Below are 11027 nucleotides of genomic sequence, written 5' to 3'. Positions count from 1 at the left end.
GCCGCGGGCCGTGGCCCGCCCGGCTTGGGTGCCGACGAGCTGGAGCCACCGTTGGACGACGGGGCGGCCGGCGCCTTGGGGGCCGCGGGGGCGGCTGCCGGAGCGGCCTTGCCGCCGCCACCCAGTGCCTCACGGAGGCGGCGGGCGACGGGCGCTTCGACGGTCGAGGATGCCGATTTGACGAATTCGCCTTGCTCGCTCAGCCGGGCGAGTACTTCCTTGCTGGTGACACCGAGTTCTTTAGCCAACTCGTGCACGCGGGCCTTGCCTGCCACTACATCTCCTGTCTAGGAGGCGACAGCAGTGGGCCGCGCCTCGGGTTTAGCTATGACGCATGGTCATCGGAACTTCACGGTGTGCTCATGTTCTTCGCTACCTGTTCTGTTGCCGGGCGGACCGAGGCTTCACCATTGGCGAAGAACTCGACCACCGCGGAGGTGTTCGGCGAACCGGTGATGCGCAACGCTCGAGCGAAGGCTCGCCGCCGGACTGCCAGGTGTAGACACTGCTCGTCGGAATGCAGCCATGCACCCCGACCAGGCAGATTACCCGCTGCGTCGACGGTGACGGCGGTTTCACCGTCTCCGTCGCGAACAGCGGCCACCCGAATCAAGTCGGCGGCCAGCTCACGTTTCCGGCATCCCACACACGTACGCACTGGTCCTTCGGGACTTTTGTGCTGCCGCGCGCGGGGAACCGAACTCTCGCGCTGGATCACGTCTCAGTCTACCGTCACGATCACCGCAGAAAGAAACGCGTGCCCACTAGCCGTCCCGAGAGGCGCCGCTGGGCGCCTCCTCCTCGGGTGCGGGCTCGGCGTCACTGCGAATGTCGATGCGCCAGCCGGTGAGCCGGGCGGCGAGCCTGGCGTTCTGCCCCTCCTTGCCGATGGCCAGCGACAGCTGGAAGTCCGGCACCACCACCCGCGCGGCCCTGGCGGCTTCGTCGATCACCGACACCGACACCACCTTGGCCGGCGACAGCGCGTTGGCCACGAATCGGGCCGGGTCCTCGTCGAAGTCGATGATGTCGATCTTCTCGCCGGACAACTCGCTCATCACGTTGCGCACCCGTTGCCCCATCGGGCCGATGCAGGCACCCTTGGCGTTGAGCCCCGCGACCCGCGACCTGACCGCGATCTTCGAGCGGTGACCCGCCTCGCGGGCGACCGCGGCGATCTCCACGGAGTTGTCCGCGATCTCCGGCACCTCCAGCGAGAACAGCTTGCGCACCAGGTTCGGGTGGGTGCGGGACAACTCGATCTTCGGTTCGCGAGCACCACGGGTCACCCCGATCACGTAGCAGCGCACTCGATCCCCGTGTGTGTAGGACTCCCCCGGAACCTGCTCGGCGGGCCGGATCACTCCCTCGGACCCCTTGGCCTCGGTCCCGAGGCGCACGATGACGTTGCCACGGGTGTTCTCCCGGGCGTCACGCTGGACCACGCCGGCGACGATGTCGCCCTCGTGTGCCGAGAACTCACCGAACATCCGTTCGTTCTCGGCGTCGCGGAACCGCTGCAACATCACCTGGCGAGCGGTGGTGGCCGCAACCCGGCCGAAACCCTCTGGCGTGTCGTCCCATTCGTTGACCAGGTTGCCGTCTTCGTCGGTCTCCCTGGCCAGCACCTTGACGATGCCGCTCTTGCGGTCGATGTCGATGCGCGCGGAGGCTTCGTGCCCCTCGGTGTGCCGGTACGCGGTCAGCAGTGCGGACTTGATGGTCTCGAGCAGTTCGTCGACCGGAATCCCCCGGTCCACTTCGATGGCGTGCAGCGCACCCATGTCGATGTTCACTCTTCAACCTCCTCAACAGACACCCCGGCCAGCTCGAGCTCGAGCGGGTTCGGTGGTGAGAATTCCACCTGGACAACGGCATTGGCGACGTCGTCGATGGAAAGTTCGCGAATCTTCGGCGCCGCGCCACGGTCGGCCACGACCAGTCGCAGGACACCGTCACTCAGTTCGCCCAACCGTCCGACCGCCTGCGAGCCGTCGGTCAACGTCACCTCGACCTTGCGTCCCTGGGCGCGGCGGAAGTGTCGCTCGGTGGTCAGCGGCCGGTCGACGCCGCGGGAGGTGACCTCCAACACGTAGGTGGCTTCGGTAGGCGTGTCGTCGATCTGGTCGAGCAGGTCGGATGCCAACCGCGACAGCGTGCCGAGGGAATCCAGGTCGAGCCCGCCGTCACCGTCGGCGACCACCACGATGCGGGGCGGCCGGGCACCGGACTGCACGACGACCTCGTCGACGTCATATCCCGCGCGAGCGAATTCGGCTTCGAGCAGCTCGGTCACCTGCTGCGGGGACGGCAACAGCGCCACGGTGAGCTCCTCGTCTTGAGTTGTACGGACACGATTCCGCCACGCGTTGCGCGGAACCGAGTGTCAAGGATACGCCAGCCGCAGGCCCACTCTCGGCAAACGTCCGACCAGACGTCCACGCCCGATGGGACGGACGGGCTCGCGCGGGCGGGATGGCAGGATGTCGATGTGCCGAGCGCTCTTCCCACCGTCAGCAGGCGGCGCGTGCTGGTCGGCGCAGCGGCGTTGGCCCTGCTGGGCGGGCCCGTGGTCACGGCCTGCGGCTCGACCCCGCCCGTCAAGGACCTCGACGCCCTGATGGGCGCACTGGACAGGGCTCACGACGACAACCGGCTCGCGGGCAACGCCGCGGCCGCCGCACCGCCCACGATCGCCGCGACGCTGTCGGTCGTCGCCGGCCAGCGGGCCGCGCACGCCAAGGCCCTGACCGAGGAGATCACCAGGATCTCCGGGGAGACACCCACACCGTCGACGACCGCCGCCGCGTCGTCCAGCCCCACGCCCACGACGTCGGGTCCGCCACCGAAGCCGCCGACCGCGGCCGACGTGATCGCCGCACTCAAGCAGTCCGCAGACGGCGCCTCACTGCTCGCCACCCAGCAGTCCGGTTACCGCGCCGGACTGCTGGGCTCGATCGCCGCCGCGTGCACCGCCGCCGCCACCGTGGCGCTGGGCACGGCCGGGGTGACGCCGTGACGTCCCCCGACGGCGGTTCGTCGACGGCGCCGTCCCGGCCCTCGGATGCCCCCGACGCCGCCCTGTACGACGCGGTCGCCGTCGAGCACGGAGCCATCTACGGCTACGGCATCGTCTCGGCGCATTCGACGCCCGACGCCAACCAGCTGGTGTCGGATTCGCTTGCCGGACACCGGGAGTTGCGTGAAGAGGGCATCGCCCGGCTGGCCGAGCGCAAGGTGACGCCGCCGATCCCCGCGGTCGGCTACCAGCTTCCGTTCGTCGTCGACGACCCGACCGGCGCGGCGAAGCTTGCCGTCCGGATGGAGGAGGACTGCGCGGTGGCGTGGCGTGCGGTGCTCGAACAGGTAGCGGCCGTCGACGACCGCGAGCTGGCCGTCTCCGCGGTGACCCGCGCCGCGGTGAGTGCCGCCAGGTGGCGAGCGGTGGCTGGCGTCGCGCCGACCACCGTCGCCTTCCCCGGCGGCACCGAGTGACTAGCTCACACTGCCCCGAGTCGCTGCGCTCCCGCCCGCCGAGCCGGCCAGCCTGGCCGCGATCGCCGCGGCGGCCCCGTCGACCGCAATCTCCTCGGTCTCACCGCTGAACCGGTTGCGCAGCTCCACGATGCCGTTGGCCCAGCCGCGTCCGACCACCACCAGCCACGGCACCCCGAGCAGTTCGGCGTCCTTGAACTTGACCCCTGGTGACATCTTGCGGTCGTCGAGAAGTGGCTCCACCCCGAGCAGGTCGAGCTGTTCGGCGAGTTCGGTTGCGCCGGTGCGCGCTTCGGCATCCTTGTTGGCGATCACGACGTGGACGTCGAAGGGCGACACCGACGACGGCCAGCGCAGGCCGACGTCGTCGTGGCTCTGCTCGGCGATGACGGCCACCATCCGGGAGACGCCGACGCCGTAGGACCCCATGGTCAGCCGCAGTGGCTTGCCGTCCTCGCCGAGGACGTCGACGGTGAACGCGTCGGCATACTTGCGGCCGAGTTGGAAGATGTGGCCGATCTCGATGCCGCGCGCGGAGACCAGTGGACCCGCGCCGTCCGGTGACGGATCGCCGTCGCGCACCTCGGCGGCCTCGATGGTGCCGTCCGGGGTGAAGTCGCGTCCGGCCACCAGGCCGACGACGTGCTTGCCGTCCGCGTCGGCACCCGTGATCCAGGTGGTGCCGTCGACCACGCGCGGGTCGACCAAGAACCGAACCCCGTTGGCCAACAATGCCTTTGGCCCGATGTATCCCTTGACCAGGAACGGGTACTTGGGAAAGTCCTCCGCGGGGAGCATGACGTACTCCGCCGGGTCCAGGGCCGCTCCGAGGCGCTTGTCGTCGACCTCGCGGTCACCCGGCACGCCGACGGCCAGCAGCTCCCAGTCGCCGCCCGGCTCGCGCACCTTCAGCAACACGTTCTTCAGGGTGTCGGCGGCCACCACCGTGCGCCCCTCGAACTGCGGGAGGTTGGCGTCGTTGGCCCAGTCGACCAGCGTCGCGATGGTCGGGGTGTTCGCCGTGTCGTGGACGACCGGCTCGGGCAAGCCGTCGAACGGCAGCGCGTCGGGCCGCTGGGTGATCACCGCCTCGACGTTGGCCGCGTACCCGGACTCCAGGCAGCGGACGTAGGTGTCCTCACCGACCTCGCTCTCGGCGAGGAACTCCTCCGACGCGCTGCCGCCCATGGCACCCGACACCGCCGAGACCACGACGTACCTGACGCCGAGCCGCGCGAAGATCCGCTGGTAGGCCTCGCGGTGAGCGTCATAGGCCGCCTTGAGCCCGTCGTCGTCGACGTCGAACGAGTAGGAGTCCTTCATCACGAACTCGCGCCCGCGAAGGATGCCCGCCCGGGGCCGTGCCTCGTCGCGGTACTTGGTCTGAATTTGGTAGAGCCGCAGGGGGAAGTCCTTGTAGGAGGAGTACTCCCCCTTCACCGTGAGGGTGAAGATCTCCTCGTGCGTGGGCCCGAGCAGGTAGTCGTTGCCGCGCCGGTCCTTCAGGCGGAAGAGGCCGTCGCCGTACTCGGTCCAACGATTGGTGGTCTCATACGGTGCGCGCGGCAGCAGCGCGGGCAGCAGGATCTCCTGCCCGCCAATGGCGGCCATCTCCTCGCGGATGACCTGCTCGATCTTGCGGAGCACGCGTAGCCCCAGCGGCAGCCAGCTGTACAACCCCGGTCCGATCGGGCGCACGTAACCCGCCCTGATGAGCAGCTTATGGCTGGGCACCTCGGCGTCGGCTGGGTCGTCGCGCAGGGTGCGTAGGAACAGTTCGGACATGCGGGTGATCACAGCCGACAACCTTAATCAGTCGCGGCCCTGCCACGTGCATACGCACACCTCATTGCCCTCCGCATCGGCCAGCACCCAGAACGCGGGGGCGGCGGAGTCGCTCAGCAGCGTGCCCCCTGCCGCCAGCGCCGCCTCGACCCGTGGCCGCGCATGTTCGGGCGGCACGTCGACGTCGAGGTGGATGCGGTTGCGCTGGGGCCGGGGTTCGTCCATCTGCTGAAACCAGATGGCCGGTCCGCGGCGCAGGGGATCCAGCAGCCCGCCGGCGGGCAGGTCCGGCGGGGCCGGCTCGTCGACGTAGCCGGTCACCGCCTGCCAGAACGGTCTGATCAGCGCAATGTCCATGGCGTCGACGGCGATCTCGAAGGATTGCGGAGCCACGCCGCCCACCCCCGGTTCGGTGTGCCACCCGTGGCCGGCCAGTGCGTCGGTGATGCGCGCGGCCAGGTCCAGGTCGGCCTCGATCAGGGTGCCGGCGGCCGGGGTGTGCACCCGCAGGACCAGCCGGTCGGCGTGGAGGTCGACGGTGAGGTGCCCGTCGACCCCGGCGGTCGAGACGGCCGCCGCGGCGGCGTCCACCGCGGCGGACAGCGACGGCACCCGCACGTGGGTCACGGCGACGCCGAGGATCAGGCGCCAGCCCAGCGGGTCGAGCACGTCGGAGATCCCGTGACGGGTGAGGGGTTCGGTCATGGCGTCACGCTAACGCGAGACTCCGACACCGACGCCCCTACAGCTCGCCCGCCTCCACGGCTTCCTTGGTGTGCTGGGCGCGGGCGATGTCGCGGGCGGAGAATCCGATCCAGAACGCGGCGACGCCCACCAGGATGGAGATGCCGGCCACCCACAGCAGGGAGTACGTGTAGCCGGCGCCGAGCGCGTCGAGCTGGGCGGGGGTCATGTTCTTGACGGGTCCGGTGGTGCCGCCGAGGTACAGCGTGCGGGAGGTCTGCACCGCCATGATGGCGACCAGCACCAGCGGTCCCCCGAGGTTCTGCACCATCAGGGTGATCGCCGAGACCGGTCCGATTTCCCGTGGCCCCACCCCGGCGACCGCACACAGCGGCAGCACCACCGAGATGATGCCGATGCCGAAGCCGCCGAGGACGATCGGGATGAACAGGTTCGGGAAGTACGGGATGCTGCGGTCCAGAGTCGAGCCGTACAGCATGGCCGCGAGCACGTAGACCCCGCCGCCGATGATCAGCCAGCGCGGTGCGATCAACGGCGCCAGCTTGGTGGCCAGGACGTTGCCGACGCCGACCGCGACGGCGAAGGGAAGGAAGCAGATCCCGGCCCGCAGCGCCGAGTAGCCGAGCACGTCCTGGGCCAGCAGGCCGACCATGACCGTGACGGTGAGCAGCACGCCGCCGCCGAGGAACCAGGCGGTGAACGTCATGACGCGGTTGCGTTCGCTGAACACCGAGAAGGGGACCAACGGGTTCTCGGCCTTGCGCTCCGCGAAGAGGAAGGCCACGAAGAAGACGATCGACGCGACGGCCGCCCCGATCACCCATGGGTCGACCCATCCGCGCGGCGGGCCCTGGGTGAAGACCAGCACCGCCGACGTGCACCCCAGGGTGGCCAGCAGGGCGCCGGTGATGTCGAGCTTGAGCCGTTCGTGGTGCGTCTCGCCGATCCTCAGCCACGCGATGACGACGATCACGACGCCGATGGGCACGTTCATGAGGAACGCCAACCGCCACGAGATGACCGTGAGCAACCCACCGAGCACGAGGCCCATCACCGAACCGATGGCCTGCATGCCGGCCGAGACGGCCATCGCCTGATTACGCGCGTGTCCCACCGCATAGGTCGTCGCGATGAGAGCCAAGCCCGTGGGGGCCGCAACGGCAGCGCCGATGCCCTGCAGGGCGCGGGCCGCGATGAGCGTGAACTCGTCGCCGGCCAGACCGCACACCAGGGAGGCGATCGTGAACACCCCGACGCCGGAGAGGAACGCGCGCTTCTGGCCGATCGCGTCGCCGACCCGGCCGCCGAGGAGCAGCAGCCCGCCGAAGGTCAGGACGTAGGCGGTGATGACCCAGCTCTTGCCGGCGTCGGACAGATCGAGGTCGGCCTGCATCCGCGGGAGGGCGACGATCACGATGGTGCCGTCGAGGGTCGACATCAGCTGCATGCCCGTGATGGCGATGATGGCGATGCCGAGCACCGACGACGACAAGGGCGCAGTCGAATTCTCCGTCGAACCTGAGGTACCACCCGCGGCAGACATTGCCGACACCCTACCCAGAGGGGCCGATCGTGAAACCGATGTCGGCGGTGGCGGCGTTGGCACGCTGGGCGGTCAGCTCCTCGAGACGCCCGCGCAGCGCGTCGGTGACCAGTTGCCAGGCGTCGGAACCCAGCACCAGCCGGCGCGGTGGATCGTCGGAGTCACCCGCCCGGATCATGGCCGCCACGGTCTTCTCCTGACTGTCGACCATGTCGTCGGTCGACAGTGGTGGCCGGTCCGCGGGGCCGCCGCGGTAGGGCGCACTCGGCGGCACCCGCGTCGAGGCGTCGAAGAATCCGGTGCGGACGACACCCGGCTCGACCAGCGTGGTCCGGATGCCAAAGGGCGCGACCTCCTGCGCCAGCGCCTCGTAGAAGCCCTCGATGCCCCACTTGGTCACGTGATAGAGCGAGAAGGCGGGGAAGGCGATGTGCGCGCCCATGCTCGACATCTGCATCAGCAGTCCGCCACCCTGGGCGCGCAGGTGCGGCACGGCCGCCCTGGCCAGCTGGATGGATCCGGTGAGGTTCGTCGCGATCATCGAGTCGACGTGCGCGTCGCTGAGATCCTCGGCCGCGCCGAACACCCCGTAGCCGGCGTTGGCGACCACGACGTCGACCCGGTCGTGCGACGCGAACGCCTCGTCGGTGACGGCGCGCACGGCGGCGGAGTCGGTGACGTCGAGCGCCCGCACCCAGAACGCGTCGCCGTAGCGGTCGACGAGGTCGGCGACGTGGTCGACGTCGCGGACCGTCGCGGCGACGTGGTCGCCACGCGCCAGTAGTTGTTCAGCCAGTTCGCGTCCGATGCCGCGCGATGCGCCGACGATGAACCAGGTCTTGGGCATGTGTCCTCTTCTCCGTGCGTCACGTGCGTCGTCGGTCAATGCAACCATCGCCGCGGCGGGCGCAATCCATACCGTGCATGACGGTTTTCGATGACTGCCATACGTTCCGCGCATGGGTAGGGTGAGCCGGTGGACGACATGACCCTTGCGGGCCTTCGCGTGTGCCGTGAGGTGGCGACCCTCGGTTCGTTCAGCGCGGCCGCCCGGTCGCTCGGTTATTCGCAGCCCGCCATCTCCCGCCAGGTGGCCGCCATGGAGGCAGCCGCCGGCGTGCCCCTGTTCGTCCGCAACGCGCGCGGAGTCAGTCCGAGCCCAGCCGGCGCGGCGGTGGTCGTCCGCGCCGGCCGCATCCTGGCCGACGTCGACTCGCTGCGGCCCGACCTCGACGGGCTTGGCGACCGACTGGCGGGCCGCGTGCGACTGGGCGTGTTCCCCGCCGCCGCAGCGGTTCTCGCGCCACGCGCAGTCGCCCGCCTGGCGGGCGAGCATCCCGGCCTCGACGTGCGGCTGACCGAGGCGTCGACGCCGGCACTACTTCGCGAGGTGCGTGCCGGTCGGGTGACGGTGGCCGTCATCGGCTCGGGCACGGGCCTGGAGGACTACGACCTCGACGGCTTGGCGGTCCGGCAGGTGTTCGCCGGCGACCTCTGCGTCGCGGTTCCCGTGGGGCACCGGCTCGGCGCGGCGGCGACGGTGCCGGTCCGCGCCCTGGAGGGCGAACCGTGGGTGGTCGGCGAGGGCCACGCCGGCGACCCGCAGTTCGGGGCGTGGCCGACGCTGACCGACCCGGTCGTCGCCCTGCGAACCAAGGGCTGGCAGGCCCGGTTGGGATTGGTAGCCGTCGGGCTCGGCATTTGCCTGCTGCCCGAACTGGCCGCGCAGTCGGTGCCCGAGGGGGTGACGACCGTCCGCGTCGACGATCCGAACTGGTTGGGCCGCGTGACGCTGGCGGTCACCCGGCCCGACCCGGGCGACGCCGCGATTGCCGCTGTCGCGGCGCTGGTCGCCGCCGGTGACGGCATCCGCGCCACGCCGGCGCGCCCGGCCTAGATCTCGCCGGCGTCGATCGCTTCCTTGACTTCCTGAGCCTGGGCGACCTGCTGGGCGGTGTACCCGATGAACAGCGCGACGACGCCCACGATGATCGCCACCGCCGCGACCCACAGCAACCCGTAGGTGTAGCCCTGGTCGAGCGCGTGCATCTGCGCCTGGTTCATGTTCTTCACCGGGCCGGTGGTGCCGCCGAGGTACAGCGTCCGCGACGTGATGACCGCCTGGATGACGGCCAGCACCACGGGACCGCCGAGACTCTGCAGCATCAGGGCGATCGCGGAGACCGGGCCGATCTCGTCGAACGCGACGCCCGCGATGGCCGACACCGTGAGCGGCACGACGATCATGCCGATGCCAAAGCCGCCGACCGTGATCGGGATGACGAGGTTCGGGAAGTACGGGATGTTGCCGTTGAGCGTGGAGCCGTAGAGCATGGCCGCCAGGACGAACACGCCGCCGATGATCACCAGCACGCGGGGCGGCAGGATCGACACGAGGTAGGACGACAGGCCGAGGCCGACGCCGAGCGCCACGACGAACGGGATGAAGCCGATGCCCGCGCGAAGTGCGCTGTAGCCCATGATGTCCTGCACGTACAGCCCGATCAGGACCGTCAGCGTGAACATCACGCCGCCGGCGAGGAACACCGCGGCGAAGGTGGCCACGCGGTTGCGCTCACGGAACAGGCTGAACGGCACGACGGGGTTGACCGCGGTGCGCTCGACGTAGAGGAACGCGCCGAAGAGTACGAGCGCGGCGAGGCAGGAGCTCAGCGTCAGCGGCGACGACCAGCCCTTCTCGGGACCCATCGAGAAGCCGAAGACCGCCGCGGTGCACGCCAGCGTCGCCAGGATGGCACCGGTGGCGTCGAGCTTCATGCGTTCGCGGTGCGTCTCACGCAGGGTCCGGCGGGCCAGGTAGATCATCAGCAGGCCGACCGGCACGTTCACCAAAAACGCCCAGCGCCAGGAGAATTCGGTCAGCGCGCCGCCGACGACGAGACCCATCACCGAGCCGACGCCGGTCATCGCGGCGAAGACCGCCGTGGCGGTGTTGCGGGCCGGGCCCTTCGGGAAGGTGGTCGCGATCAGGGCCAGTCCGGTGGGCGACGCGATCGCCGCGCCGACGCCCTGGGCCAGCCGCGCGATGACAAGGGTGGTCTCGTCCCACGCCACGCCGCAGAGGATGGAGGCGATGGTGAACAGTGCGACGCCGACGATGAAGGTGCGCTTGCGGCCGATCGTGTCGCCCAGTCGCCCGCCCAGCAGCATCAGACCGCCGAAGGTCAGGACGTAGGCGGTGATGACCCAGCTGCGGCCGGCGTCGGACAGGTTGAGCTCGTCCTGGATCTTGGGCAGGGCCACGATCGCGACGGTGCTGTCCATCGTCGCCAACAGCTGCATGCCGCCGATGGCGATGACCGCGGCGATGAATCGACGCGACGGCAGCCATTCGGGATACCAGCTGCTCTTGACGATCTGCGTCTGGGTGATGGGCATGGGCATGTTCACGTGCTCAGCCCGGTCACCACTCGTCTTCGCATCACGCTCGGTGGCGGCGCGGGCTGCGTCGTTGGGAGCCGTCATGTCGGGTTACCCT

The 11027-nt window shown here is 69.8% G+C and carries 12 protein-coding genes; 3 read left to right on the top strand and 9 right to left on the bottom strand.

What is annotated here, in order from left to right; genetic code table 11:
* The 4 genes from H7J06_RS07535 to rimP form a co-directional block, all read right to left on the bottom strand.
* A partial coding sequence (locus H7J06_RS07535) for a translation initiation factor IF-2 N-terminal domain-containing protein (RefSeq protein ID WP_264038069.1) occupies positions 1 to 275 on the bottom strand: 275 nt, incomplete at its 3' end.
* A 74-nt stretch (positions 276 to 349) separates the two neighbouring features.
* On the bottom strand, positions 350 to 718 hold the full coding sequence (locus H7J06_RS07530; RefSeq protein ID WP_264038068.1) for a YlxR family protein: 369 nt from the start codon (positions 716 to 718) through the stop codon (positions 350 to 352).
* A gap of 46 nt (positions 719 to 764) precedes the next feature.
* Positions 765 to 1796: a transcription termination factor NusA gene (gene nusA / locus H7J06_RS07525; RefSeq protein ID WP_264038066.1), complete on the bottom strand. Its 1032-nt coding sequence runs from the start codon at positions 1794 to 1796 to the stop codon at positions 765 to 767.
* Positions 1793 to 2323, bottom strand: a complete 531-nt coding sequence (gene rimP, locus H7J06_RS07520) for a ribosome maturation factor RimP (protein ID WP_264038064.1) — start codon at positions 2321 to 2323, stop codon at positions 1793 to 1795. Before rimP ends, nusA begins: the two co-directional genes overlap by 4 nt.
* Positions 2324 to 2491: 168 nt before the next feature.
* On the opposite strand from rimP, the gene H7J06_RS07515 reads away from it, so the two are divergent.
* Positions 2492 to 3019, top strand: a complete 528-nt coding sequence (locus H7J06_RS07515) for a hypothetical protein (protein WP_264038063.1) — start codon at positions 2492 to 2494, stop codon at positions 3017 to 3019.
* Positions 3016 to 3495 (top strand): ferritin-like domain-containing protein, encoded by a 480-nt coding sequence (locus H7J06_RS07510; protein WP_264038062.1) that lies wholly within the window; start codon positions 3016 to 3018, stop codon positions 3493 to 3495. Before H7J06_RS07515 ends, H7J06_RS07510 begins: the two co-directional genes overlap by 4 nt.
* Here H7J06_RS07510 and H7J06_RS07505 read toward each other — a convergent pair whose 3' ends face one another.
* From H7J06_RS07505 to H7J06_RS07490, 4 genes are read right to left on the bottom strand one after another with little or no spacing between them, the layout of a single operon-like run.
* Positions 3496 to 5292, bottom strand: coding sequence for a proline--tRNA ligase (locus tag H7J06_RS07505; protein ID WP_264038061.1), 1797 nt, complete (start codon positions 5290 to 5292; stop codon positions 3496 to 3498).
* A gap of 15 nt (positions 5293 to 5307) precedes the next feature.
* Entirely contained in the window at positions 5308 to 5985 is a 678-nt protein-coding gene (locus H7J06_RS07500; protein ID WP_264038060.1) for a VOC family protein, read from the bottom strand.
* A 37-nt stretch (positions 5986 to 6022) separates the two neighbouring features.
* On the bottom strand, positions 6023 to 7528 hold the full coding sequence (locus H7J06_RS07495) for an MFS transporter (RefSeq protein WP_264038059.1): 1506 nt from the start codon (positions 7526 to 7528) through the stop codon (positions 6023 to 6025).
* 10 nt (positions 7529 to 7538) lie between these two features.
* Entirely contained in the window at positions 7539 to 8375 is an 837-nt protein-coding gene (locus tag H7J06_RS07490; RefSeq protein ID WP_264038058.1) for an SDR family oxidoreductase, read from the bottom strand.
* A 138-nt stretch (positions 8376 to 8513) separates the two neighbouring features.
* Between H7J06_RS07490 and H7J06_RS07485 the strand changes: the two genes are divergently transcribed.
* Positions 8514 to 9425 carry a LysR family transcriptional regulator gene (locus H7J06_RS07485; RefSeq protein ID WP_264038099.1) on the top strand — a complete coding sequence of 304 codons (912 nt, stop codon included), beginning with the start codon at positions 8514 to 8516 and terminating at the stop codon, positions 9423 to 9425.
* Here the strand turns inward: H7J06_RS07485 and H7J06_RS07480 are convergent.
* Positions 9422 to 11014, bottom strand: a complete 1593-nt coding sequence (locus H7J06_RS07480) for an MFS transporter (RefSeq protein ID WP_372515260.1) — start codon at positions 11012 to 11014, stop codon at positions 9422 to 9424. The genes H7J06_RS07485 and H7J06_RS07480 overlap by 4 nt on opposite strands.
* Between the last annotated feature and the right edge of the window lie 13 nt (positions 11015 to 11027).

This window comes from Mycolicibacterium hodleri, from assembly GCF_025822245.1.
GTDB classification, from domain to species: Bacteria; Actinomycetota; Actinomycetes; order Mycobacteriales; family Mycobacteriaceae; genus Mycobacterium; species Mycobacterium hodleri.
This window is presented reverse-complemented; position numbering and strand designations above follow the sequence as displayed.

Coding starts and splice junctions, on each gene's coding strand:
- H7J06_RS07490 (WP_264038058.1), bottom strand. CDS start 8,375: ATGCCCAAGACCTGGTTCATCGTCGGCGCATCGCGCGGCATCGGACGC.
- H7J06_RS07485 (WP_264038099.1), top strand. CDS start 8,514: ATGACCCTTGCGGGCCTTCGCGTGTGCCGTGAGGTGGCGACCCTCGGT.
- H7J06_RS07500 (WP_264038060.1), bottom strand. CDS start 5,985: ATGACCGAACCCCTCACCCGTCACGGGATCTCCGACGTGCTCGACCCG.
- H7J06_RS07480 (WP_372515260.1), bottom strand. CDS start 11,014: ATGACGGCTCCCAACGACGCAGCCCGCGCCGCCACCGAGCGTGATGCG.
- H7J06_RS07495 (WP_264038059.1), bottom strand. CDS start 7,528: ATGTCTGCCGCGGGTGGTACCTCAGGTTCGACGGAGAATTCGACTGCG.